We start from the raw sequence: 24,942 nt of genomic DNA on the forward strand, positions 1-24,942 counted from the left end.
CTGGACGTTCCATCACTTGCCCGTAGGCAACAGCGACGTTGCCGGCACAAGCTTGCCGTCCTGGTAGACGAGACGCTCGCGCGTGCGCTCGATCTTGGGATCGGGGATGGGAATGGCAGAGAGCAGCGCCTTGGTGTAGGGATCCTGCGGGTTGGAGAAGACCTCCTCCGTGTCACCCTGCTCCACGATCTTGCCCAGATGCATGACGGCGACAGAGTCGGAGATGTGGCGGATGACCGCCAGGTCGTGCGCCACGAAGAGATACGACACCTTGAGCTGCACCTGCAGATCCTCGAGAAGGTTGATGATGCCCGCCTGGATGGAGACGTCAAGCGAGGCGATGGGCTCGTCGAGCAGCAGCACCTTGGGGCGCGTCGCCAGGGCACGACCGATGGCGATGCGCTGGCGCTGGCCACCGGAGAACTGCGTGGGGAAGCGATCCACGTAGTCGGGATTGATGCCCACGAGATGCATGAGCTCGCCGATGCGGGAGTTGATGTCCCTCTCGGACCAGCGCTGGGCACGCAGGGGCTCTGCCAGCACGTCGTAGATCGGCATGCGCGGATCAAGCGAACTCATGGGATCTTGGAAGATGATCTGCAGATCGCGGCGAATCGCGTTGCGGTCATGCTTGCCCTTGAGCGCGGAGATGTCCCTGCCCATGACGGAGATGGTACCGCTCTCGGGCCTCATGAGTTCCATGATCTGCATGAGCGTCGTGGACTTGCCAGAGCCAGACTCGCCCACGAGCGCCAAGGTCTCACCCTCGTGAATCTCGAATGAGACATGATCCACGGCCGTCATGGTGCCCTTGTTGCGCTTGATGAGGCCCTTGGTCTGGATGGGAAACGTCTTCACCAGATCCCTGACCTCAAGCACCACGGGTCGCCGCTCGCGCGGGACCTCTGCCCACTTGGCAGGTAATGGCTCGAGCCCGGGATACACCTCCTGGAACGTGAGGTGCCTCTCCTTGATCTCCGCAAGGCGATGGCAGCTGGAGAGATGTCCCTCGGAGGCATCCGCAGGCCCAAGGGACGGCTCGACCTGGAAGCACCTCTCCTGTGCCATGGGGCAACGCGGCGAGAAGGGGCAGCCGGGAGGGATCGCGGCCATCGAGGGAGGGTTCCCCTTGATGGGGACGAGACGATGGTCAGCGGCCATGTGCGGCTTGGGCACGGCACCGAGCAGGCCCATCGTGTAGGGATGGGAGGGTCTGTCATAGAGCGTGTCGATGCTTGCGCGCTCCACGGCACGACCGGCATACATGACCACGACATCATCGGCCGTGCCGGCGATGACGCCAAGGTCATGCGTGATGAGCACGACGGCGGCACCCGTCTCCCTCTGGGCGACGGCCAGCACGTCGAGGATCTGCGCCTGGGTGGTGACGTCAAGGGCCGTCGTGGGCTCGTCAGCGATGATGACATCGGGATCGTTGGCAATGGCGATGGCGATGACCACCCGCTGGCGCATGCCACCCGAGAACTCGTGCGGATAGGCTTCAAGACGCTCCTCGGGCGTGGTGATGCCCACGGTACGCAGCAATGCGATGCAGCGGTTGCGCACATCCTCGCGACTCATGTCAGGGTTATGGACAAGCAACGCCTCGGCCAGCTGCTCGCCGATCGTGAACATGGGCGTCAGGGCGGACAGGGGATCCTGGAAGACCATGGAGATGGACTTGCCCCGGAAGGCGGCCATCTCCTCGTCGCTCTTACCGATGAGCTCCTCGCCATCGAACCTGACGGAACCCGTGACGTGGGCGTTGTCGTCCAGGAGTCCAATGAGCGAGAGCGCCGTGACGGACTTGCCTGAGCCGGACTCGCCCACGATGCCCAGCGTGCGGCCGCGCCAGAGGTCAAAGTTGACACCGCGGACAGCGTCGACCCTACCCGCCTCGGTATTGAACGAGACCCTGAGGTCGCGCACGCTCATGATGGGCTCGCCCTGGGGCGCGCCCTTGGGTCCATTGCCCTCAAGCAGCTCGTTCTCGAGCGTCTCGTCATGAGGGGGCCACGATGCCCTATCGTCCGTCATGACCTCACCTGTTGCCTTCTCGGCCATAGTCACTCCGTTACTGTGGTAGCCGTACCCGTTCCGTGCAGCCTGGTGCATGTGCCGCGAACATCCCCCGCTGAGAGTCGCCCTATGCCTTGGCCGTTGCCTGTACGTCCACAACAGTCTCGACCGACTTGGTGTCGTCATCGCTCACGCTACCCGTCGCACGCGAATAGGGATCGAGGGCGTCGCGCAGGCCGTCACCGATCATCTGCATGCTCACGCAGAGGACGATCAGCACGACCGACGGAATCAGGATGACCCACGGAGCGGACAGCATGGCCGAGGAGCCCTGGCTCAGCAGATAGCCGAGCGAGGTGTCCGGCGCCTTGATGCCCAGGCCAAGGAAGCTATAGGCCGTCTCGGAGTTGATGCCACCAATGACGCAGAGAACCATGTCGATGATCAGGATGGATCCCAGGTTGGGGATGAGGTGGCGAATGATGGTCGTGATGGGTGAGACGCCCATATACTTGGCGGCACGCACATAGTCGCGCTCACGCAGCGAGAGCGCCACGGTGCGCAGCGTACGGGCGTAGCCAATCCAGCCAAAGGCCGAGAGACCCACGATGAGTATCAGCCAGCCCGTGGTGCCGCTGGAGGCACGCACGATCATGGCGACCAGCAGGAAGCTGGGGATGACGAGCAGCATGTCGAGAAACCACATGCCAATCTTCTCCGGCACGCCTCGGGCGTACGCGATGGCCGTGCCGATGATGGCAGAGAGCACCGTAGTGATGAGGGCATAGGAGATGCCAATGACGAGCGAGCGTCCCAAGCCATGCGTGACGCAGGCAAAGAGGTCAAAGCCACCGCCATCGGTGCCGAACCAGTGCGTTGCATTGGGTGGCACGTTGAGTGCCGAAAAGTCGGGATCCGTGTAGTCGAAGCGGCAGATCAGGGGGCCAAAGACGGCCATCAGGATGAGGACGACCAGGATGGCCAAGCCAATCATGGCGCTGCGCTGACGCACGAAGCGCCTGACGATGAGCTGGAAGTAGCCGATGCGCTTGACCTCGACACCCGAGCCTCCCTGGGCATCTGCCAGCAGTTCGAGCTCGGCATTGGTCATCTGGGTGGAATCGGCCACAGTGGTGACACCCCTACCCCGCCCATTCCCCTCTGCGTCCCGGGGCATATGATCCCTGTCTGCCATCATCTCTCCTTAGCTCATCTTGATGCGCGGATCGAGCGCGGCCGCAAAGAGATCCGCGAGGAGGGCACCGACGAGCGTGCATGCGCCAGAGAAGGCGGCAACGGCGACGGCGCCATGGATGTTGTTGCCATTGATGCAGTTGATGAAGTACTCGCCCATGCCGTGGATGGCAAAGATCTTCTCGGTCATGACAGCGCCCGTGAAGATGCCGGCGATGGAGAAGGCCACGTCGACAGCCGTGGGGATGAGCGAGGCGCGCAGGGCATGCTTGCGAATGGCCTGGCGGCGCGTAAGCCCCTTGGCACGGGCCGTGCGCACGTAGTCCGTATGCATCTCGTCAAGCAGGTACGTGCGCTGTCTCAGGTGATAGCCAACCGACGTGATGATGGTGAGCACAACGGTGGGCAATAGGATGTGCTGGAGAAAGTCGACGAAGGAGAGGAGAACGTTGTTGCCGGTGTAGCTCGAAAGGCCTGTGACATAGAAGATCCTGGTCCCCGATGCCGTGTTGATTTCGATGGCGAAAAAGACGATCAGGATTGCCAGCACGACCGTGGGAATGACCATGAAGACGGAGGCGATGCCGCTCCAGGCCCGGTCGGCCGTCTGATATTGTCGCTGTGCCGTGTAGACGCCCAAGCCCACGCCAATGACGATGGAGATGATGGTGGAGAGCGTCATCAGCTCGACCGAGGCCATGATGCGTGCGGAGATGTCGCGATTGACGGCATCACCATTGGGCGCCTCCCCCCAGTCGAACCTGGTGACCACACTCGTGAGCCACTTCTGGTAGCGCTCCATAATTGGTGTCTTATCATTGAGGTTTGCCTGGTCGAGCGATCGCTCGATGGACTCCTGGGGAGGGCGCGGCGTTTTGGACTCGTAGTTGGAGCGCGGGCTCATGAACGCGTTGGCCAGGAAGTAGGTGAACGACGTGGCCACGAAGACCATGATGATGTACAGGAAGACCCTCTTGGCGATGTAGGCAAGGAACCGCGCCATAGACACTCCTCACAAACTTGTGCGCCAGGCACACAGACCGCGTAGTGCTTTGGCTGACAGACACAACGGACCCGCCCCGAGCAAAGCGGGATGGGTCGGAGCTACGCGGCCGCGATGGTTCCGTTGGGGAAGGTGATCGCCAGGGTGAGCACGCACACCACGAAGACGACCGTGGTGATGATGGTCAGGCGGTTGAGGTTGTGCTCGAGGATGCCCGAGCCCGCGCTCGCGTTGTACAGCGAGGCGGCGATCATGTCGGACACGCCCGTGCCCTTGCCCGAATGCATGAGGATGAGGATGACGGACAGGAATGCCGACACGAACATGACGACAACCAGCATCGTGTTGAGAACGCTCACCGTAGCTCCTTCTTGCCAGCACGTTGGGAATCATCCCAAAGGACGAGAACATAATGGTGTATGAGAGTATCACACCCCGCAGGGCGTCCTCTTGCCGAGCGGGCATATCTCCGTAAGACCATGATTCCCCGTCCCAGCCGGGTGCCTAGGACATGGCGCCCATGAGCACCGCATGATGACCCGCACCGCGCATGAGAGAGGCGCAGCGACCGGAGCCGCTGCGCCCCCAGGGAGGCGGGGAGCCCCGCTACATGGCAGCCTTCACCATGGCGGCAAAGCTGTCAGCCTTGAGCGACGCACCGCCCACGAGGGCGCCGTCGACGTCCTCCCTCTCGAGGAAGCCGGCCACGTTGTCGGGCTTGGCGGAGCCACCGTACAGGATGCGGATGCCGTCGGCCGTCTCCTGACCGAACACCTCGGCCAGGGTCCTGCGGATGGCGCCACAGACCTCCTGGGCATCGTCGGCCGTGGCGGTCTTGCCGGTGCCGATGGCCCAGATGGGCTCGTAGGCCACGACGTACTTGGCGGAGTCGTCGATCGTGAGGCCCGCGGTGTCCTTCTTGATCTGGTCGACCACGAACTCGACCTGCCTACCGGCCTCACGCACCTCGAGGGACTCGCCGCAGCAGCTGATGGGGACGATGCCGTGGGCCATCAGGGCCTTGGCCTTCCTGTTGACGTCCTCGTCCGTCTCGCCGAAGTAGCCACGGCGCTCGGAGTGGCCGATGATGCAGTAGGTGGCGCCAACGCTCGTGAGCATGGAGGGAGCGGTCTCGCCGGTGTAGGCGCCCTTCTCCTCCCAGTACACGTTCTGGGCGCCCAGCGCGAAGGGGGCACCCTTCTGATCGATGACCTCGGAGACGCCCTTGAGGTCGACGGCGGGCGGGCACACGACCACGTCCACGCTGCCCGTACCGCCCTCGAGCTCCTTGGCCAGCCCCTCGGCAAGGACGACGCCCTCGGAGAAGGTCTCGTTCATCTTCCAGTTGCCGGCAATCATACGGTTACGCATCGAGAAGCGCCTCCACTCCGGGAAGGGCCTTGCCCTCGACGAGCTCCATGGACGCACCGCCGCCGGTGGAGATCCAGCTCATCTTGTTGGCCAGGCCAAACTTGTTGATGGCGGCAACGGAGTCGCCGCCGCCGATGATGGACGTGCAGTCGGAGTCCGCTATCGCGCGGGCGACGGCCTCGGTGCCCTTGGCGAACTGATCCATCTCGAAGACGCCCATGGGACCGTTCCAGAAGACGGTCTTGGCGCCCTTGACGGCCTCACAGTACAGCTCGACGGTCTTGGGGCCGATGTCCATGCCCATGCGGTCATCGGGAATCTGATCGGAGTCCACGACCTCGCCCGTGGCGTCCTCGCCGAAGTGGTCGGCGACCACGTTGTCGATGGGCAGCAGGATCTTGCAGCCCTTGGCCTCCGCCTTCCTGATCATCTCGCCTGCGCGCTCTACCCAGTCCTCCTCCTTGAGGGAGCTGCCCACGCTGTAGCCCTTGGCCAGGAAGAACGTGTAGGCCATGCCGCCACCGATGATCAGCGTGTCCGCGGAGTCGATGAGGTGGTCGAGCACGCCGATCTTGCTGGAGACCTTGGAGCCGCCCACGATGGCGACGAAGGGACGTGCGGGATCGGCGAAGATCGACGTGAGGGTGTCGACCTCCTTCTCGAGCAGGAAGCCGGCGTAGGCGGGCAGGTAGGCGGCGGGGCCAACGACGGAACCCTGGGCGCGGTGCGCGGTGCCGAAGGCATCGAGCACGAAGATGTCACCGTAGGAGGCGAGACGCTGCGCGATCTCGGGGTCGTTCTTCTTCTCGCGCTTGTCGAAGCGGACGTTCTCGAGCACGAGGATGCCACCGGGCTGCAAGGCGGCGACAGCCGCGGCGGCCTTCTCGCCATAGGTGTCATCGACGAACGTGACGTCAAAGCCGGTGAGCTCGGCGAGCTTGTCGGCAGCGGGCCTGAGCGAGAGCTCGGGCTCGGGGCCATCGCCCTTGGGACGGCCGAGATGGCTCATGAGGATGGTCCGGGCGTTGTGCTCCTTGAGGTACGTGATGGTGGGGATGGCCGCACGGATGCGCGTGTCATCGGCGACGGCACCATCCCTCAGCGGCACATTGAAGTCGACGCGGACGAGGACGCGCCTGCCGTCCACGTCGGCATCGCGAACGGTCTTCTTGGTGAATGCCATGATCGCTCCTTCTCTTGTGGCAAGAACAGGGAAAGGGGCGCGGCCGCGGCCAAAGGACCTGCGACCGCACCCCTTCGTTACGCAAAGGAACTGCGCTGCCTAGGCAACGAACCTCTCGAAGTACTTGATGGTACGAACCATCTGGGAGGTGTAGGAGTTCTCATTGTCGTACCACGAGGTGACCTGCACGAGGCTCTGGCCGCCCCCAAGGTCCTGGACCAGGGTCTGGGTGGCGTCGAAGATGGAGCCATGGGTCTCGCCGACGATGTCGCGGGAGACGATCTGATCCTCGTTGTAGCCAAAGGTCTCGGGGATGGTCTGAGCGTATGCCTTCATGGCCGCGTTGACCTCGTCGACGGTGACGGTCTTGGCGACGACGGCATAGAGGTTGGTGAGGGAGCCGGTGGGCGTGGGAACGCGCTGGGCGGCACCGATCAGCTTGCCGTTGAGCTCGGGAAGGACGAGGCCGATGGCCTTGGCGGCACCGGTGGTGTTGGGAACGATGTTCTCGGAGGCGGCACGGGAGCGACGGAAGTTGCCCTTGCGCTGGGGACCATCGAGCACCATCTGGTCGCCGGTGAAGGCGTGGATGGTGGTCATGATGCCGGAGACGATGGGAGCGAAGTCGTTGAGGCCCTTGGCCATGGGAGCGAGGCAGTTGGTGGTGCAGGAGGCCGCGCAGATGATGTTGTCATCGGCGGTCAGCGTCTCGTGGTTGACGTTGTAGACGATGGTGGGAAGATCCTTGCCCGCGGGGGCCGAGATGACGACCTTCTTGGCGCCGGCGTCGATGTGTGCCTGGGACTTGGCCTTGGAGGTGTAGAAGCCGGTGCACTCGAGGACGACGTCCACGCCGAGCTTGCCCCAGGGCAGCTTGCTGGCGTCCGCCTCCTTATAGATGGTGATCCTCTTGCCGTCGACGACGATGTTATCCTCGCCGAACTCGACCTTGTGGTCGCGCGCATAGTTGCCCTGAGTGGAGTCGTACTTCAGAAGGTACGCGAGCATCTCGGGGGAGGTGAGGTCGTTGATGGCAACGATGTCAGTGCCCTCATGCGAGAACATCTGACGGAACGCCAGGCGACCGATGCGGCCGAAGCCATTGATAGCAACCTTGACTGCCATGCTTTCTCCTTTCGCAAAGTCCTCCGGGGCCGATCCTCGGATGAACCACTGTCACAAAACCCACATCCATCATAACGCGTTTCGACCACCCGTGCGGTGCAGACTTTGGCATGTGCCCGAGGCGAGCGCCCATCAGTACCGCCATCCTCTCGCACCGGCAGCGGGGACGGGCGCGTAGGGTCCCGGATGGTGCCAGGCGATGGCGAGGCCCTCATGGGCGCGGAGCGCGCGCCTCGTCCACGAGCGCCTGCAGGCGGAGCACCCGATGATAGAGGGCCTGCTTTGAGACGGGCGGTGAGAAAAGCTCACCCAGGGCGGCAAGGGATATGCCCGGATGCGCCCGCCGCATGCTGCAGAGCTCGCGAAGCGCCGGCGGCAGCGCGCGCATGCCGATCAGTCGCTCCGCCTCGTCGATGAGGGCGAGCTGGTCGGCAGCGGCACCCGTCGAGCGCGCCTGGTTGGCGATCTCGGCATTCACCCGCCGGTTGATGTCGTTCTTGAGCGACTTCATGCGGCGCACGCCCTCCACGGCGGTGGCGGAGCGTTCCGCCCCCATCACACGCAGGAGGCGGACGATCTCGTCGAAGCTCTTGAGATAGAGCACAAGCGAGCCGCGCCGGCGGTTGAGGCGGGCGACCATTCCCTGCTCGCCGATGAGCCGCGCGACCCCATGCGCCAGCCCCTCGCCCGAGAGGGCGACCTCCAGATGGAAGTCCCCCCGGGGGTCGGCGATGAAGCCACCGGCCATGAAGGCACCGCGCAGGAACGCCGCGCGACAGCAGGGCCTCTCCAGCAGCATGGTGGGGATGCCCGGCGCAAGCCCGCATCCCGGCTCGATGATGCCCAGCCGCACGAGCGCCTCCTCGAGCCGGGCCTGCTCGGGGATCTCGATGAGGTAGTTGCGCGACTTGTGCAGGTTGGACCGACGCACCGTCAGCGGCGTCTCGAGATCGAAGAGCTCGTGGGCGAACTTGATCATGGAACGCGCGACGGCACCCGTCTCGGTGGAGACGCGGATGGAGTAGCGACCGTTACCATGGAACGAGAGCGTGCCGCACACGCGCATGATGGCCGACAGCTCGGCATAGGCACACTGGTCGCATGCGCCGTCGATGCGCGAGAGCTCGTCCTTCACCTGCGCCGTGAACGACACGCTACGCCCGCACCGCAAGGTCGAGGTCACGATGCGTGACCGTCACGTGATAGCCCTGTCCCTTGAGGTAGGCACCCGTCGCATTCGCGATGGCAACGGAGCGATGCTGGCCCCCCGTGCATCCCACGGCAATGGAGAGCCGCGACTTCCCCTCGGCGATGTAACCGGGCATCACCACGTCGAGCAGACCCTCCCACTGCTTGAGGAAGGCCTTGGTGACATCGTTGCCCAACACGAAGTCACGCACCTTGGCATCATTGCCGGTGAGCGTGCGCATCTCGGGGTCGTAGAACGGGTTGGGCAGAAAGCGCACGTCAACCATGAGATCGGCCTCCACAGGCATGCCATGCTTGAAGCCAAACGAGAACACGTGCACATCCAGCAGCTGCTGGTCGGTGAGCTCGGAATAGGCGCGACGAATGCGGCTGCGCAGTGCGGCCGTGCGCAGGCGGCTGGTGTCGATGACGAGATCCGCATGCCTGCGGACACCATCCAGCTGTCTGCGCTCGCGCTGGATGGCCGAGAGGGTGGTCTCCCCCTCCATGGCGAGGGGGTGGCGCCGACGCGTCTCGTCATAGCGCCGCATGAGCACGTCGTCGGAGGCGTCCAGGAAGACCACCTGATAGGTGAGCTCGTGATCGGAGAGGGCGCGCAGGGCATCCCCCATCTCGTCAAAGAGCCCCTGGCTCCTGAGGTCACACGTGACGGCGAGGTGGCGGCCGACCCCCGAGTTGATGCCCACGACCTTGGCAAGGTCCACGATGAGCCGCGGGGGGAGGTTGTCGATGCAGTAGTAGCCCATGTCCTCGAAGACGTGGAGCGCCTGAGTGCGGCCGCTGCCGCTCATGCCCGTGATGATGACCACATCGGGCACACGACCCGATGCGGCAGCCTGTCTCATGCGTACGGTTGACGTGCCCATACGTGCCGTTCAGCTCCCCTCTCATGACGTGTCCGCATCCACGTGAGTGACATTCTACCCAACACGAGGGCCTAGGACGAGAGGCCGAGGCGCTCGCTGAGGGCGAGCCAGAGCTTCTGGGATCCCAAACTGGTGGGGTGCACGCCATCCGCATTGAAGTCGCCCGTCCCCGGACTGAGGGCATCAAGCAGCGATATGTGCGCGTATCCCGCCCGTGCGCTCACGCGGTCGAGCACGCGGTCGACCTCCCCCATGCTCATGCCCCCATCGAGGACGTTGTCGGGAGGAGAGACCACCACGAGGAGCTTGCAGCGCGTTGCCGTTGCCGAGAGGGCTGCGGTCGCATCGCGCTCGAAGCCATCCGGCGTCTCGCTCGGCAGGGAGGCGTCGTTGGTACCCAGCATCACCACGATGGCGTCCGCACCGTTGCCCAGCCAGGCATCCGGTTCACGCGCAAGGTCCGCCATCGTGAAGCCATTGACGCCCGCATTCACAAAGCTCGTCGCCCCATGGCCAAGGGCCCAGGCGCGAAAGTCATTCGTCCATACGCGCACGTCGGCTCCCGTTTCGGTATAGGTCCCCAGCGAGCCGGAGTACACGACCGTACCCGTGGAGGGCGCTGTGTCATACCCCTCACAGAGGTAGCCTGCCGTGATGGAATCGCCCACCACCAGTACCGACTTGATCTGCCCCGCATCAAACAGGCGCGCAAGGGAACTCTTGGGGGAGGCGGCATCGGGAGGATCGCCCTGAGTCGGTGCCGAGGCGGGGGCGTCCTCGCCCTCCCCTGGGGTGGGCGAGGACGGCAGGATCTCCTGCGGGGCGAGCCATTGCGACACCACGATCACGACCACGGCAAGGGCGACCAGTGGGAGCACGAAGACCCACGAGCCCCGCCGCGGCCTCTGGCTTGCATGGGTATGGGTATCCTGCCGCATGCCATCACTCCCTCATGTCCGACGCGGACAAGGATACGGCAGTTTGGGCCAAAGGTCAGCTCGGCATGTGGGATGGGCGCTGCGCGGGAAGACCACCTACTGCCCGTGATGCATACGATCCTCAAGCAGCTGCTCGCCCGCCGAGGTCGTCTCGCTGGAGACGGAGACGTTCGCCCCGTCGGGCAGCTTGGGCGAGACGCCATACGCCTGCGAGAACGAGACCGCTCCCAGGTTCTGGTAGGCATCGCCAGAGATCTGGTATCCCAACGTCGCGCCAAGCAGCCCCGCCGTGGTGTGCTCCCCCGCCGTGGTGCGGGCCGAGACGGTCTCGGACATGCGCACGGTGCCGTCACCATCCTCCACGATCCAGGTAACCTGGGGGATGTCGAGGCCCGTCCCCTTGGCCCAGACGGCAAGCGCCTCGGTGCGACGAGCCGTAACGTCCAGCATGGTGGGGGCGGAGTCGAGCGAGACCTGCTCGATCCAGATGCCGTTCTCGTCAAGGTACACGCCCGCGTCATCCATGACAAGCGAAAGGTCCTCTCCCCCGTAGGAGAGGCCTGCCAGCGCCTGGATGACGTCCTCCTTCGAGAGGGAGGCGAACCGCTGGCGCTGGTTGGCGCCCGCCGCGACCGCCTCGGCATCGGCCGATCCCGAGGGGCCAGACGGCCCTCCCCCGAACAGCGCCGAGAGGGGGTCTTGACCCTCGAGATAGGCAGGCAGAAACCACATGCTCACACCAATTATCAGGATGCCTGCCACGGTGAGCGCCACGGAGAGGGGCGTCATGTGCCCCGCGCCCCTGGCGAGGGCGGGCTTGCCGGAGGACAGCGCACGTGCCATCGCCGTTACTTCCTTGCCCTCGGCTTCGCGCCCCTGCGAGCGAGAGAGGCAATCGCCCCCGTTATGCAGGCAAGACCCATGGCGACGCCCGCAAAGGGAACCAGCGGCGCCGCAGGGGCGCCCGGTGACAATACTCCCACACCCCTCTGCGAGGCAGACGCAGCCGTCACGACGGTGCTTCGAAGGGCGCCCAAAAGTCCCTGGTCGTGCACCACGGGATCGCTTGCGGGGGAAGCGACATTGGTGGCGGACGTGGCATCGGGCGATGGAGCGGACAGGGAGGGGAACGCAGACGAGGGTACGCTTGGGGCACTCGTGCCAGAAGCGTGCGCCGCGGCGCGGGCCCCGGCAGGAGTCGCAGCACCCCACGTGGCAGCCGCTGGCGTGGACGCCGCCTTGGTCGTCGTGATGCCTGTGGAGGCACTGGGAGTCGCGGCGGAGGATGCGGGGGTGGCGTCATCCGATGTGGGCGATGTCGGCGTCACTGTGGGCACGATTGGTTCGGGCACCACCGCGGACACGAGCATGGGTGCCATTGGCCTGCCGGGCCGAGGCGCCCTGGAAGGCAGGCGGTGGGGGGCCGCGGTGGGATGCAGCGGGTCGTCGACCACGGCAATCTGGGCGTCTGCGCCCATCCTGAGCATAAAGCTCCTCATGGGATAGAAGTAGAAGTCATAGTCTGCGACCCTGCTGGGAACCATCGCCGCCTCCAACAGGGCAGAGGTGGCATGGTCCTGGCCATGGGCAACCAACATCTGAGTGCCGTCATCGGCATCCGTCGTGAGGGCGAAGGAGGAGTCAGGACTCACGAGCCTCCACGTGAACGAGGCGTCGTCGGGTACGGTCGTTGGTGGGACAAGCGGCACCCCATCATCAGCTCGAAAGCTGTTGGGCAGCGCGATGTCCCCCTGCATCTCATGGGAGGCACGCCTGCCGTCGGCAGCCGTGCTCCAATAGCCAACCTGCACGGTATGCATGCTCGTCGTGGCCTGTGCCCCCTCCAGGGAGAACGTGAAGCTGCACTCAGAGCTACCTGCGGTCTCGTACGGCGTGACCTCGGACGTCGCGTCTCTGCCAAGGGTGCCGTTGGCGGCAATGACCGACGCATCGGATGAGGACGCCACCGAGACCGTGAGCCCCTTGGGGGCATCACCAGCAAGGCGCTGCTTGATGGCATCGACCACGCTGGCCCCAGCGTTGTACTGGGGGGCAAAGGACAACAGATTGATGTCATCATAGGAGGTGTCAAACTCCTGTGCCATGCGATCGACCACAGCCTGATTCTGGCCGCCCACGCCAGGGCGAGGTGCGCCGGTGGAGGTATGGGGCGCACTGGCTTGTTCGCTCTTTGGCATCGTGATGGCAATGGGCGACCCATTGACGACGAAGGTCTGCTCGACGTGCGCATAGGTCGGGGCGTCCGCCACAACGGTGACGGTCTCGCCCGGGGTGAGGTCATACGTTCCCGCTGCGTTGGAAGGCCTGTGTTCCACGCCGGCATTGACCGAGACGGCTGCACCTTCGACACTCTTGCCCTGCTCGTTCACGGTACGGACGCCAACGCTCACCGACTGGGCCTGAGAATCCTGCCGTACCGCGCCGGGGGCGGCGGCTTCCGCAGGAGTGGGGACTGCATGCTGATTAGTCTGCGTCGAAACGGGTTGCTTGGCCTGGGCCTGGCCGTCCCGATTGGCCGCAGCGGTCGCGTCGCCACTCGTGGTCTTGGTCTGCGGTACCTGGTTGCCCTTCTCGGTCTCCTCGTTCTTACTGATCTGAGCGGCCCCATTCGTCGCAGGGGGCTGCTGTGGCTGCGGGGAGGGCGTGCCCTTCTGCCCAGACGTAGGGGAGGCCTTCTTCTCCGTGGGGGCGGAAGCCTTCTTCTCTGTTGGGGCGGTGGCCCTGCCCCGCGCGTCCGGGGCACTCGCGGCGTCGGCGGTGCCGGACTGCCGGGAGGAAGGTGCCTCGCTCTGCGCGCTCGGGGCGTCCGTGGGTGTGGCGGCCAAGGCGGGTGTGGGCATGCCCTCGAGCGTGACAACAAGGGAAAGGGCCGTAACAAGACCTGCGCTCATGGCATCATGATGTGTCTGCCTCATCCTTATCATGGACGTCTCCCCTCCTCTCGGGAACGACGCGGCCGCTTCCCATACGGCATAGGGATGCACATATGCATGGTCAATCTTGCTATCAGCCTAGAGTATAGCACCTGAATCGTCACTGTATATACTCATCACATACGTAGGCGCCTATGCCACCGTGCCCTCCTGGGGCCGACGCTGTTTGCGTGAGGCAGCCAAGATGCCCATGCCCACCAGCACAAGCGGCATGGACAGGCACTGCCCCATCGTGAGCCAGTTGGTTCCCAGCAGGTACCCAAGCTGCGCGTCCGGCAGGCGCACGAACTCGATGAGGAACCTGAAGCAGCCATACAGCACGAGGAAGGCACCCATGAACGTACCCTGGGGACGTGGCGGGTACCTGCGCGAGAGCGCATAGAGCACCGCAAAGAGCACCAGGCCCTCGAGGATGGCCTCATAGAGCTGCGACGGATGCCGATACACCGCGCCGCCGCCACTGTCAGAGAACATGACGCCCCACGGCAGGTCCGTCGGCTTTCCCCACAGCTCGCCGTTGATGAAGTTTGCGCAGCGTCCGAAGAAGAGGCCCCACGGCGCGCCAATGACGGCGAGATCGCACATGGTGGGGATGGAGATGCGCAGGGCCCTGCATGCGATGGATCCCCCGACAAGCCCTCCTGCCAGGCCACCGTGGAAGCTCATGCCACCCTCGTTGAAGGCAAGCGCCTTGAGGGGATTGGCAAGGTAGTATCCCGCCCCGTAAAAGAGCACGTAACCGAGGCGTGCGCCGACGATGATGCCGATGGCCACGCCGATGACGGCGCTCATGACGTCATCGGAGGAGAGGTCGAGCTTCCAGCGGCGGGCCGTGCGCCAGATGATGATGCCAGCGACGACGAAGCCCGCCACGTAGGCGATCCCGTACCAGCGGACAGCGAGGGGCCCCAGCTGAAAGGCAACGGGATTGAGCGTGTGATAGAGCTTGTCAAGCCACATGCGGTGCCCTCTCGCCTTGAGCGTACGGATGGCCCAGGACGCCATCCTGGGCCCTTCATGCTACCAGGTATGCCGCACCTATCACAAAGAGTGGACCTACCAGGCCATGGCCGGCTCGACACGCGTGACGCCCGGGACGTGCTCCTGCAGAATACGCTCGATGCCCTCGCTCATGTCGTAGGCAGACATGGGGCAACCGGCACATGCCCCCTGCATCTCGAGCGTGACCACACCCGTGTCCTCGTCAAGCGCCACCAGCTCGACGTCCCCACCGTCCGCCTGGAGGCTCTGGCGAATCACGCCAATGGTCGCCTCCAACAGCTCGCGGTTGACCTTGGGATGCTCGGCCTGCCGGGCATCCGCGCCCGTCTCGTTCTCTGCCATGGTGACCCTCTCCGCGCGAGGTGGGACGTCGGTTCACTACCCCACCATGTTGGTTGCAATTGCCGTCAGTCTACCCATCCCATACGATTGGATACGTTGGGTTTGCGACAGGATCATGGCGCCTCTAGCGTTGCCCTCATTCGATGGGCTCATGGAGGTGCCCTGACGTGGCGCGCGCCAACCGACGTGCAGGCTTCCTGCCAGTCGCCGCAGCGCGCACCGCACGCCCCACGCGCTCCACCTCAAGGGCCGCCTCCCGCTCCGAGAGCAGCGTGCAATCCACCATCAGGCGAGAGACGCCCGCCGCGATGAGCTCTCCGATCTCGGGCGTGGCGTCCAGTGGACGAGCCGCGTAGATGTGGCTCCTGCCCGCGAGGTCCGTGCGCACGGGCAGGAGCGCGCCAGCACGGTCGCGCAGGGAGAGGCGCCTGGAGCGCAGCGCGCAGCTGGCGCAGTCGTGGATGCAGCGACCCGTCGTCTGCAGCACGCAATGCTCGCTGGTCATGGCGCGCAGGCGGCCGCTCACGATGAGGCCACACGGCACGGATGACGCCTTGCCCAGCGCACAGGCCTCCTCCAGCGTCAGCTCGGGAGAGAGCCAGAGGCCCTTGGCCCCCGCCTGCTCCAGAGCGACGAGGGTGCTCTCGTTGTGTGCGGGAATGCACTCGCGCACCTCGGGCAGGGAGCCACGCTCGAGCGCGAGCACAAGTTCGCTCATGTTGCCCACGGCGCAGGGCGCACCCTGCTCCACCAGCGGATCGAGCCGCTGGTGGTCGGGCTCGCGGCACACCTCGTCGAGCCAGGGCACAACCGTGATGCCCTCCGGCCACGCAGCGTCTTGCCGTCGGGCTTCCTCGCACGCATCCGGCGTCGCATAGAGGCGCGTCGCCCCTGCGGTCACGGCCGCTTGAGCCAGGACGGGCGTGGGCACCAGCGCGCACACCTCTGCCGCACGCGAAACACTGGGAGCGGCAAGGCCGGCCTCCCTGCGCACGAAGCGCAGGTGAGTGGCAAGGTCCTCCCCGTCAGGCACGCGGGCGAGGCCCTCCTCGCGCACCGCGGCCGAGCTGGGCACCAGGATCGTCTCCTCGAGCAGGCGGCAGGCCTTGGCACGCACCCCATGCACGGCCGAGAAGCCCATGCCGCAGCCCTCGTCCACCTCGACCTCGAAGGCAACCGGCACAAAGGGGCTCTGGCCCATGCGGCCCACATGCTCCACGAGGTCCTCGCGCGTGACGGCCCTGGTGCGCGCCGCCTCCACCACAAAGCCCTCCGCACGGGCCGTGGCCCCGCCATCCACGCAGGCAAGCTCCACCACGAACGGTTGGCCCAGGCGGGCCTCCACGCGTACGCGCACGGGCCTCTTGTACCGGTCATCCCCTGTGGCAACGCGCGCCGCCTCGTCCATGGCCGCCTGTGAGCGGATGACGCGCACGGGGCAACCTGCGGCCATGGGGCGCACGGTCTTGCAGCAGATGGTCTCACCCACACGGGCGTCCGCCGGGACATGGGTCGTCAGGAACTGCGTGGGGTCGTCCATCGGGCGCACCTCGAGCAGGTCACCCTCCCCCACCGACCTGTCCAGCCTGATGTCCACCTCGGCAAAGGTCTTGAACCTCAACCGCTCGCGTCCGCCGTTGGCACCGCCGCGACGTACGCGGCCACCACCGAGGTCACGCGTGGCCACGACGATCCCCACCAGCTCGCCACGATTGTTGGAGCGCTCGTAGCTCATCATGTCGTCGTCGGACGTCCCGTCCAGGTAGGCGTGCGTGAAGTCGCGGTTGAAGGCGCGACGCAGCCGCTGGTGGCGCTCAGCCTCCTCCACATCGGTGGGAAGGCGGCCTGCCGCCAGGTCATCCAGCTGCGCACGATAGGCGGAGACGACGGAGCACACGTAGTCCGGGGCCTTCATGCGACCCTCCACCTTGAGCGAGCCCAGGCCCGCCTGGGCAAGGCGCGGCAGGTCCTCGATGGTGCAGTAGTCCTTGGGACACAGGGGCAGGCGACGTCCCGGCGCCGAGATGCTCGCGCCGTCCTCGTCCACCAGCTGGTAGGGCAGGCGACAGGGCTGCGCGCACATGCCACGGTTGGCGGAGCGCCCTTTGGCAAGCGAGCTCATCATGCAGATGCCGGAATAGCAGAAGCAGAGTGCGCCATGCCCAAAGCTCTCGAGCTCGACGCCCTCCTGGGCGATGCGCGCCATCTCGGGCACGGAGAGCTCGCGCGAGAGGGTCACGCGCTCCACCCCAAGCTCCCGACACCATGCCGTGGCACGGGCGTCGTGAATGTTGGCCTGCGTGGAGATGTGGCATTCCATTTGGGGAAAGCGGTGGCGTATCTCAAAGAGCAGGCCCCAGTCCTGGATGATGAAGGCGTCCGCACCCAGCAGCCACGCCTTGCGCACCAGGGCGAGCACACGGGGCATCTCGCACGTACGGATGACCACGTTGACCGTCACGTACACGCGCACGTCCGCAAGATGGGCCGCGCGGCAGGCGGCCTCGAAGGTCTCACAGGTGAAGTTGTGTGCGCTGCGACGGGCATTGAAGTCGTTGCCCAGGGCGCAGTAGATGGCATCCGCACCGGCGGCGAGGGCGGCATTGAACGGCTCGGGGCCACCAGCGGGCGCGAGCAGCTCCGGAACGGCATGGGTATCGCGAAAGCGCACGGGGTCAGATCCCTTCGTGCAGGGGGTCAGGCGGGCAGCAGCCCATGATAGCGCAGCGGGACGTCCGGGGGAGGCAGCCGTACACGAAGGGAATGGCCCAGGAGGCTCCCTGGCCAACCCCTGGCATCCGCGCACGAAACGCCACTGCAGGTCACACCGACGATCGCCTAGTAGCCCAAGCCAAGGTAGCGATCCTCGAGCGAGACGATCCTCATGCCATAGCCAGCGTCAGCGGCCCAGCCCACGCCTGCGGGATAGTCTGGGATGCCCAGCCCCTGCACCATGGTCACACTGCCCCGGCGCACATAGCCAAAGCGTGGGTCCAGACGGGCTCTCACCAAGTCCGCCGTGCTGGCATAGGCCTTGAGATGCTGGACCTGCACCCGAAGTCCCGCCCGCACGCCATCCGAGCTGCCATCGCCATCTAGGTCCATGCGCAGGTCGTTGCCCTTGGCGCCACCGCCCACGGCACCGATGCCGGCAAAGTTGCACTGCTCGACGGAGACGTCCCCGCCAAACCTGAGCCAATTGGTCTCCAGCATCACCTGGGCAAAGACGATCTCACCGCTGACGCCCTCGGTGTCCGCCTCCTCGACGAGCACCCGGCAGAACTGGTCTATGGTGGCCGCCCCCTGGGATGCGTACACGGAGGAGGGATAGGAGGACTCCCCCACCGCCTGCCGATAGGCGCGCGCCATCTGCTGCGCCGTGACCGTCGTGGGCCCCATGATGGCCTGCGGCCGCTGGGAGGCCCCCGTCCAGGCGCCCGACGAGGCCAGCTGCCAGTAGGTGGCCCCATCCCACAGCCAGCCGGTTGCCATGGCACCGGACGCGCAAAGGTAGTACCAGGAGTCATCCACGCGCAGCCAGCCGGTGGCCATCGCCCCGGAGTCCCGCAGGTAATACCAGGAGCCACCCAGATACTGCCAGCCCGTGCGCATCGTGCCCGCCGCGTCGAAGTAGTACCAGCTGCCGTCGATGGCATGCCAGCCCGTCACCCGCGTACCGGCCTCGACGTACTGCCACGTCTGGCCCTCGTGCACCCAACCGTCACTCGGCTGGGCGAGGGCAGGCGTCTGTCCCACTGTCAGGACGCATGCGATGCCCGCTGCCACGAGTCCCACAAGTCTCAGGACGCGCCTCATGCGCTCCCCCTCCGTGAACGTGAGCGAGCGCCGGCCACCCAGGGTGGGCCGGCACCATGCCCTACCTGCTGGCACCCGTCCAGGCACCGGACGGGCCAAGCTCCCATTCCCGAGCGCCCTCGCGTTGCCATCCCGTGAGCATGGCGCCCGAGCCGCCGAGGAGGTACCAGGAACCTCCGACCTTCACCCAACCGGTGGCCATGGCGCCAGAATCGTAGAGGTAATACCATGCGCCATCCGTCCATATCCAGCCCGTATGCATGGCACCCGAGGAGGGGTCGAGGTAGTACCACGTGGAGCCAATGCGCTGCCAGCCCGTGATACGGGCACCGGAACCATCGAAGTAGTACCAGGAGCCATCCAGCCGACGCCAGCCGGTCGCCATGGCGCCTGAGGCATCAAACCAGTAGTGAACGCCACCGATGGTCTGCCACCCCGTGACCATATAGCCCTGGCCATCCAAGTAGTACCAGGCATTGCCCAGGTACCTCCAGGCACTCCGAACGTACGAGCCACTCTCCCTGACCATCCAATGCTGGCCATCGGATGACCGCTCCCAGGTGGCGGCCAGGCCATAGTAACGCATGATGGCATCCGCATCGGCCCTGCCCATGGCCTCGGCATGGCGATTGAGGTTATAGGCATCGGAGGCGTTGTCGATGAAGCCGTGCTCCACGATGATGCCGGTGAAGCCATATTCGCGGGCATGGCGGATGACGGCGTAGTAGTCGGAGAGCGACCCGTCGGGATAGGTGTCCTCGACGTTCTTGCGCTGGAAGATGCCGCGGCGCGCGATGCCGTAGGGCTCGCCGTTGGTGAGCGCATCGAGGATGGCGCTTGCGAGGCCCTGTCCCTGCGTGCCGCATTCGGGAAAGTACGAGATGTCCGTGCGGGGATACCACACCTCGGCACCAGAGCTGCCACCGGAGTTGACGTGCAGGCTCACATACACGCTTGCGCCGGCCTTGTAGGCCTTGGTCACACGAGCCTGCAGCTCAAGGGCGGCGTTGGTGCTGAACACGCAGGTGTCGGAATCGCGAATCATACACACGGTGATGCCATGGCTCTCGAGCTCCGCCTTAGCGGCCATCGCAATGCGCAGGTTGAGGGCCTTCTCCTGGAGGCCGTTGCCCACGGCGCCGGCGTCGTTGCCGCCATGACCCGCATCGAGCGCAACCACGAACTTACCCGAGCTGCCGAGGCCCGTGGAGCGCATGCGCCTCGTGGTCGTGGTCTGCGGCGGGAGGGCGTCGTTGATCCTCTGCATGTCCTCGTCAGAGATGGGTGCGGTCTCGGCATCATCGGTGGCCTCGGTGGCAGATGCGCGGCCTGGTGTAGTCAGTAGCACCGAGAGCATCAGCGCAAAGGCTGTCACGAGGACGATGGGCATGGACTTCTTCTGCCTCACTGCGAGCTCCTCCCCGCCGGATACGGGCCACCAACCCTCTGTCCAGCATACTAAAGGAAGCGCCTGTCCCACCTTTCCTCATACATTCTGCGTGTGGGGAGGGCAAGGGATGGATGGCCGTGCGGTGACGGACCCATGGCGCTCCTTGACAAGGATGGCCTCGCCTTTCCTGTTCTCAATACGCCTCATGCGAACCGAGCGCCTCACCACCTGAATGCGATGGTCGCTTCCCCTACGAGCGGGTAGGCATCACCTCTGTGGGGCAAGAAGTCAATTCCAGATGTATCGGCCCCTGCGCTGGGCAGCCAGAGCTGGTAGCCATAGTCAGCCGCTCTCGTAGAAACGAATGATGTAGGCAGTTGCGTCATCCGTCTGCCCAGCGATGGCATCGACGACCTCGTAGCGTGCATCTGCGGCATAGTGCTCGTCGAGGTAGGCCACGAGCTTGTCCGCAGTGGAGGTGTCATATGTCACGAGTCGGACCTTTGGATTGTCAACCAGACCTTTTAGCAGGTTGTCGATGCCATATCGCCTTCTGCGCGCCTTGAGTGCAGGGGACCCCTCAGCCCAGCCGCCCAAGGTGAAATTCCGCAATAGCATGTCGTCGTCCGGGATGATGTCGAGACCATAGGCGCCCTCAAATCCCCAGGCATATCCGGTAGCGTCCCAGGCAAACACCTCATCTGGATGATTGCGCTCATATGAGAGAATGGCGCTCTGTGGCACGTAGCTTCGCTGGTTGAGGTTATGGCCCAGCTTTTGCAACGAGGCATGCGGCAGGAGAAGCGTGCCTCCCCATAGGCATGTCACAAGAATGCAGGTCACGGATAGCGCCGCCATGCCCATCGCGGCGCGGGGAGCCCCATCGTTCCTGCTATGCCTCGCATCCTGGCGAACGTCCCTCTCGCACAGGCCCGAAAGGGTCATGCCAAGCGCGGCACAGAGGAAGAGGGGCGTCACTACCCTGTCGGGAACCCTCCCATCCGAATAGACGTATGCATATTCGGCGCAGCACAGCACCGCAAAGCAGAGCATGGAAAGTAGGATGGCCTTCGTTGCCCTTCCACGCCGTCTCTCATCAAGCACATAGGCAGCGCAGGTGACCAGCATCACCATCAGAAGCTTGCGGCAGCTTTCGATAAGATGGGCACCTGCGTTCAGGATGGTTCTCCCCACACTGGGAGTCTGCACGGCACGTTGAGCGCCTATCACCTGCAGCACATCACGGTCGAACACCTCTGGGTCGGCAAACACCCATGACTGCACCAGCCCATAGTCAGTCTCCGAGATTCCCCGTGGCTCCAGCTCATGGCGCACGTCGTCATACTGCCGCAGCGTGTAGTCGACAGCACTGCTACGGGCGGAACTATACAGAGACCACTCCCTGTTTTCCGGCTGCTGCCAGATGGCGAGATCAAACGCAGCAAGGGCAAGGCAGCCGATAAGCGCCATGGCAATCGGACGGAGGCGAGAGCCCATGGCATGCGTCTCATGGTCGCTGGAACTCAGCACTCCCCTCGACACGAACACAAGGGCGACGGCGCACGCCGGCACAAGAAGAAGAGCTATCTCCCAGCGTAGGGCGCACCCCATCATCACAAGGATGACTCCAAGAGGATAGGGCGCGACACTCCGAGCAGAGGCGGCATTGCTTATGAGCGTCGCACAACCGGCGATAAAGCAGAGTGCCGCAACATAGGTGAAGTTTGATCCAATCGTTACCCCTGCGAGTGTCAGGAAGATCGTCCCTGAGGCAACGATGGATGGTCCGAGGCGATGGCGCCAAAAAAGTGCCCATGCCAGGAGGCAAGCCATCGAAAGCAGCGACAGGACGAACTCGAGCGCATAGAACCCGTTGACGGACGGGAGGAGGGCATTGATCCCCAAGGAGATGTAGCTCACGACGGCATTTACGAACAGACAGGGAGTAGTTGCCCCAACACGACCGGAAAGCATCAGGGAGATGCTCCAGTCATCATCCACTCCACGTGGGTCATCATGAAAGACTGCCAGAGCAGGCGCCAGGACAAGCGCCGCGAGAGCGAATGACACCACAAGCACGTGCCGTCTGGTTTGCAACCAGCGGTCAATCCGCATGCAGGCATGCGCGACGAGCGGGATGCGCTCCTGCATCGTCATTCGTCTATGCCAGCCGCACGAACTTGCGCTTGCCAACCTGCAGCACCGTTTTGGCAGACAGCAGGGATGGCTCCACGTTGTAGCTCTTGGCAGCCAGCCTCCTGCCATCAATCTTGACAGAGCCCTGGTCAATCATGCGGCGAGCCTCGCCGGCAGACCTCACCAGGCCAGCATCTGCCAGTACCTTTGCCAGGTAGACCCTTCCGTCGTCATTGAGGGTGAGGTCGGCCTTGAACTCCGGCACGTCCTCGGGAATCTCGTGCTTCTTGAAGAGGCCATCAAAGGCCGCCTCGGCCTGGGCCCCTGCGCCAGCGCCATGGTAGAGATCCACGATGTTGGCGGCAAGCTGGCGCTTGAGATGGTAGGGGTCGGCCGTCTTGTTCGCATAGGCAGCATCGATGGCGTCCACCTCATCCACGGGGACGGTGGAGCACAGACGGAAGTACATGGGCACCAGCTCGTCCGTGATGCTCATGACCTCGCCGAACATGTCGGTCGGCTCGTCGGTGAGCCCCACGTAGTTGCCGTAGCTCTTGGACATCTTCCTGATGCCATCGGTCCCCACCAAAAGCGGCATCGTAAGGGCCACCTGCGGCTCCATGCCCATGGCACGCATGAGGTCGCGTCCCGCGAGCAGGTTGAATATCTGGTCGTTGCCGCCCATCTCCACATCCGCCTTGATGACCACGGAATCGTAGGCTTGGAGCACGGGATAGATGAACTCATGCAGGGCGATGGACTGCCCATTGGCATAGCGAGTGTGGAAGTCCTCGCGCTCGAGGATGCGGGCCACATTGAACTTGCTCATGAGTTCGAGCATCTTGGCCAGGTCGAGGGGCTTGAGCCAGTCGCCATTGTGGACGATCTTGGTCCTCTGGGGGTCAAGCACCTTCATGGCCTGGGCAACATAGGTCTGCGCATTGGCCTCCACCTGCCCCTCCGTGAGAGGCGGACGGGTGGAGTCACGACCGGAGGGGTCGCCGATGAGCGCGGTGCCATTGCCGATGATGAGGGTCACGTCGTGGCCGATGTCCTGGAACTGGCGCATCTTGCGCAGGGGGACGGCATGGCCCAGGTGCAGGTCAGGCGAGGTGGGATCCACACCCAGCTTGATGTTGAGGGGCGTGCCCTTCTCGAGCTTCCTCCTGAGCTCTCCCATGGGCACGATCTGCATGGTGCCCGATGTAATGATCTTGAGCTGTTCGTCGACAGAGAGCACGGGGCTTCCTCCAAGGGTAGTGATGCCACAGACAAGTAGCATAGCGCAACGGCCCGTTGCCGGCGCCCTTCCATGCGACAGCGTCAGGGCCCGCATCGTTATGCGCGTCACCGGCCACTTCCGTCGAGGGCGTGGCCCGAGGCGGTCATGACGTCTGCGGGATGGTAGCGGGGCTCCAGCTGGTTGAGGGTCTCATAGGTATCCTCGGGCAGGCGACAGAACCTCCCCGTCTGAGGCGCGATCTGGGGTGAGAGCGCACGCAGGTAGCCGGGCGTGTTCGATGCGGGCCATCCATGATGGCCCGGCTTGAGAGCGTCAACGTGGATTCGTCAGGAAAGGCCAGCATGCCCACGCGCCACGGCCGCGGTGCCCGCAGTGCGGGCGTATCCCATGAATGTTCCCAGCCGCCCCACAGAATCGCATACACTGGTCAGGGTTTGTCAATCCGCTATGCACAGGGAGCCGCCTCGTGAGGGTGCTTGCCATCATACCCGCCTACAACGAGCAGGAATGCATCGAGGACACCGTGGATGAGCTGGTACGCACCTGCCCACAGGTGGACTACCTCGTCGTGAACGACGGCTCGGCAGACGACACGCCACAGATCCTCGACCGGCGGGGCTTCAATCACATCGACCTTCCCGTCAACTGCGGACTCTCCGCCGGCGTGCAGGCGGGCATGAAGCATGCGCTGCGCAACGGCTACGACGCTGCCGTGCAGTATGATGCGGACGGGCAGCACATGCCCATCTACCTCGCGTCGATGGCACAGGCCATCGAACACGGCGCAGACATCGTCATCGCATCGCGTGGGGCCGCCGGGAGTGGGGCCGTTGGTGTGCGCGGCGCCGGCGCCAAGCTCATCACCTGGCTCATTCGCCACACCACACATCAGACCATCCAAGACCCCACCTCGGGCATGCGCATGTACGATCGCGCCATGATGGAGGTCTTCGCCAACGGCTTCGACATCACGCCCGAGCCGGACACCGTGGCCCTGCTCATCCGCAAGGGCGCCCGCGTGGTGGAGGTGCCCGCCCGGATGCGCGAGCGTCAGGGCGGCACCAGCTACCTCCGCTTCATGAGCTCCATCCGCTACATGCTGCGCACGTGCCTGTCGCTGCTGCTCTTCCAATGGTTTAGGTAAGGGGTGC

Annotated in this window: 20 protein-coding genes; 1 reads left to right on the forward strand and 19 read right to left on the reverse strand. The window is 64.6% G+C overall.

Annotation, left to right across the window (positions count from 1 at the left end; all coding sequences use genetic code 11):
* Positions 1-12: 12 nt before the first annotated feature.
* The 19 genes from HMPREF1316_RS10025 to tyrS all read right to left on the reverse strand — a co-directional run bounded on the left by HMPREF1316_RS10025 (position 13) and on the right by tyrS (position 23,788).
* Complete coding sequence (locus tag HMPREF1316_RS10025; protein ID WP_021726785.1) at positions 13-2,064, reverse strand: dipeptide ABC transporter ATP-binding protein; 2,052 nt, start codon at positions 2,062-2,064, stop codon at positions 13-15.
* Positions 2,065-2,146: 82 nt separating this feature from the next.
* Positions 2,147-3,148: an ABC transporter permease gene (locus HMPREF1316_RS10030; RefSeq protein WP_021726905.1), complete on the reverse strand. Its 1,002-nt coding sequence runs from the start codon at positions 3,146-3,148 to the stop codon at positions 2,147-2,149.
* A gap of 75 nt (positions 3,149-3,223) precedes the next feature.
* Positions 3,224-4,216 carry an ABC transporter permease gene (locus tag HMPREF1316_RS10035; protein ID WP_021726810.1) on the reverse strand — a complete coding sequence of 331 codons (993 nt, stop codon included), beginning with the start codon at positions 4,214-4,216 and terminating at the stop codon, positions 3,224-3,226.
* A gap of 101 nt (positions 4,217-4,317) precedes the next feature.
* Entirely contained in the window at positions 4,318-4,575 is a 258-nt protein-coding gene (secG, locus tag HMPREF1316_RS10040; RefSeq protein ID WP_021726907.1) for a preprotein translocase subunit SecG, read from the reverse strand.
* Positions 4,576-4,822: 247 nt separating this feature from the next.
* Complete coding sequence (tpiA, locus tag HMPREF1316_RS10045) at positions 4,823-5,587, reverse strand: triose-phosphate isomerase (RefSeq protein ID WP_021726915.1); 765 nt, start codon at positions 5,585-5,587, stop codon at positions 4,823-4,825.
* Positions 5,580-6,770, reverse strand: coding sequence for a phosphoglycerate kinase (locus HMPREF1316_RS10050; RefSeq protein ID WP_021726824.1), 1,191 nt, complete (start codon positions 6,768-6,770; stop codon positions 5,580-5,582). Before HMPREF1316_RS10050 ends, tpiA begins: the two co-directional genes overlap by 8 nt.
* Before the next feature lie 99 nt (positions 6,771-6,869).
* Entirely contained in the window at positions 6,870-7,895 is a 1,026-nt protein-coding gene (gap, locus tag HMPREF1316_RS10055; RefSeq protein ID WP_021726801.1) for a type I glyceraldehyde-3-phosphate dehydrogenase, read from the reverse strand.
* 211 nt (positions 7,896-8,106) lie between these two features.
* Positions 8,107-9,048: a DNA-binding protein WhiA gene (gene whiA, locus HMPREF1316_RS10060; RefSeq protein WP_021726870.1), complete on the reverse strand. Its 942-nt coding sequence runs from the start codon at positions 9,046-9,048 to the stop codon at positions 8,107-8,109.
* Between the two features lies 1 nt (position 9,049).
* Positions 9,050-9,970 (reverse strand): RNase adapter RapZ, encoded by a 921-nt coding sequence (gene rapZ, locus HMPREF1316_RS10065; protein ID WP_021726823.1) that lies wholly within the window; start codon positions 9,968-9,970, stop codon positions 9,050-9,052.
* A 71-nt stretch (positions 9,971-10,041) separates the two neighbouring features.
* Complete coding sequence (locus HMPREF1316_RS10070; RefSeq protein ID WP_021726800.1) at positions 10,042-10,908, reverse strand: SGNH/GDSL hydrolase family protein; 867 nt, start codon at positions 10,906-10,908, stop codon at positions 10,042-10,044.
* Positions 10,909-11,004: 96 nt separating this feature from the next.
* Positions 11,005-11,751: a hypothetical protein gene (locus HMPREF1316_RS10075; protein WP_021726841.1), complete on the reverse strand. Its 747-nt coding sequence runs from the start codon at positions 11,749-11,751 to the stop codon at positions 11,005-11,007.
* Between the two features lie 5 nt (positions 11,752-11,756).
* The gene (locus HMPREF1316_RS10080; protein ID WP_021726872.1) at positions 11,757-13,853 is read right to left on the reverse strand and encodes a hypothetical protein; all 2,097 of its coding nucleotides are present in this window, start codon (positions 13,851-13,853) and stop codon (positions 11,757-11,759) included.
* Between the two features lie 141 nt (positions 13,854-13,994).
* Positions 13,995-14,822 (reverse strand): prolipoprotein diacylglyceryl transferase, encoded by an 828-nt coding sequence (gene lgt / locus HMPREF1316_RS10085; RefSeq protein ID WP_040652233.1) that lies wholly within the window; start codon positions 14,820-14,822, stop codon positions 13,995-13,997.
* A 96-nt stretch (positions 14,823-14,918) separates the two neighbouring features.
* Positions 14,919-15,206, reverse strand: coding sequence for a NifU family protein (locus tag HMPREF1316_RS10090; RefSeq protein ID WP_021726919.1), 288 nt, complete (start codon positions 15,204-15,206; stop codon positions 14,919-14,921).
* 136 nt (positions 15,207-15,342) lie between these two features.
* Positions 15,343-17,877: a U32 family peptidase gene (locus tag HMPREF1316_RS10095; RefSeq protein ID WP_021726794.1), complete on the reverse strand. Its 2,535-nt coding sequence runs from the start codon at positions 17,875-17,877 to the stop codon at positions 15,343-15,345.
* Positions 17,878-18,044: 167 nt separating this feature from the next.
* On the reverse strand, positions 18,045-19,022 hold the full coding sequence (locus HMPREF1316_RS10100; protein ID WP_051332994.1) for a glucosaminidase domain-containing protein: 978 nt from the start codon (positions 19,020-19,022) through the stop codon (positions 18,045-18,047).
* A gap of 61 nt (positions 19,023-19,083) precedes the next feature.
* Positions 19,084-20,430, reverse strand: a complete 1,347-nt coding sequence (locus HMPREF1316_RS10105; RefSeq protein WP_021726792.1) for an N-acetylmuramoyl-L-alanine amidase family protein — start codon at positions 20,428-20,430, stop codon at positions 19,084-19,086.
* 324 nt (positions 20,431-20,754) lie between these two features.
* Entirely contained in the window at positions 20,755-21,882 is a 1,128-nt protein-coding gene (locus HMPREF1316_RS14145) for a hypothetical protein (protein ID WP_198009654.1), read from the reverse strand.
* Between the two features lie 691 nt (positions 21,883-22,573).
* On the reverse strand, positions 22,574-23,788 hold the full coding sequence (gene tyrS, locus HMPREF1316_RS10115) for a tyrosine--tRNA ligase (protein WP_021726805.1): 1,215 nt from the start codon (positions 23,786-23,788) through the stop codon (positions 22,574-22,576).
* Between the two features lie 469 nt (positions 23,789-24,257).
* On the opposite strand from tyrS, the gene HMPREF1316_RS10120 reads away from it, so the two are divergent.
* Positions 24,258-24,935: a glycosyltransferase family 2 protein gene (locus HMPREF1316_RS10120; protein ID WP_021726832.1), complete on the forward strand. Its 678-nt coding sequence runs from the start codon at positions 24,258-24,260 to the stop codon at positions 24,933-24,935.
* The last annotated feature ends 7 nt before the right edge of the window (positions 24,936-24,942 follow it).

The organism is Olsenella profusa F0195, from assembly GCF_000468755.1.
Taxonomy (GTDB): Bacteria; Actinomycetota; Coriobacteriia; order Coriobacteriales; family Atopobiaceae; genus Olsenella_F; species Olsenella_F profusa.

Excerpts from the sequence above, each read along its gene's own strand:
- lgt (WP_040652233.1), bottom strand. The coding sequence starts at position 14,822 with ATGTGGCTTGACAAGCTCTATCACACGCTCAATCCCGTTGCCTTTCAG.
- HMPREF1316_RS10080 (WP_021726872.1), bottom strand. The coding sequence starts at position 13,853 with ATGATAAGGATGAGGCAGACACATCATGATGCCATGAGCGCAGGTCTT.
- HMPREF1316_RS10100 (WP_051332994.1), bottom strand. The coding sequence starts at position 19,022 with ATGAGGCGCGTCCTGAGACTTGTGGGACTCGTGGCAGCGGGCATCGCA.
- HMPREF1316_RS10035 (WP_021726810.1), bottom strand. The coding sequence starts at position 4,216 with ATGGCGCGGTTCCTTGCCTACATCGCCAAGAGGGTCTTCCTGTACATC.
- HMPREF1316_RS14145 (WP_198009654.1), bottom strand. The coding sequence starts at position 21,882 with ATGGCGCTTATCGGCTGCCTTGCCCTTGCTGCGTTTGATCTCGCCATC.
- HMPREF1316_RS10025 (WP_021726785.1), bottom strand. The coding sequence starts at position 2,064 with ATGGCCGAGAAGGCAACAGGTGAGGTCATGACGGACGATAGGGCATCG.
- rapZ (WP_021726823.1), bottom strand. The coding sequence starts at position 9,970 with ATGGGCACGTCAACCGTACGCATGAGACAGGCTGCCGCATCGGGTCGT.
- tpiA (WP_021726915.1), bottom strand. The coding sequence starts at position 5,587 with ATGCGTAACCGTATGATTGCCGGCAACTGGAAGATGAACGAGACCTTC.
- HMPREF1316_RS10070 (WP_021726800.1), bottom strand. The coding sequence starts at position 10,908 with ATGCGGCAGGATACCCATACCCATGCAAGCCAGAGGCCGCGGCGGGGC.
- HMPREF1316_RS10050 (WP_021726824.1), bottom strand. The coding sequence starts at position 6,770 with ATGGCATTCACCAAGAAGACCGTTCGCGATGCCGACGTGGACGGCAGG.
- HMPREF1316_RS10090 (WP_021726919.1), bottom strand. The coding sequence starts at position 15,206 with ATGGCAGAGAACGAGACGGGCGCGGATGCCCGGCAGGCCGAGCATCCC.
- gap (WP_021726801.1), bottom strand. The coding sequence starts at position 7,895 with ATGGCAGTCAAGGTTGCTATCAATGGCTTCGGCCGCATCGGTCGCCTG.
- HMPREF1316_RS10075 (WP_021726841.1), bottom strand. The coding sequence starts at position 11,751 with ATGGCACGTGCGCTGTCCTCCGGCAAGCCCGCCCTCGCCAGGGGCGCG.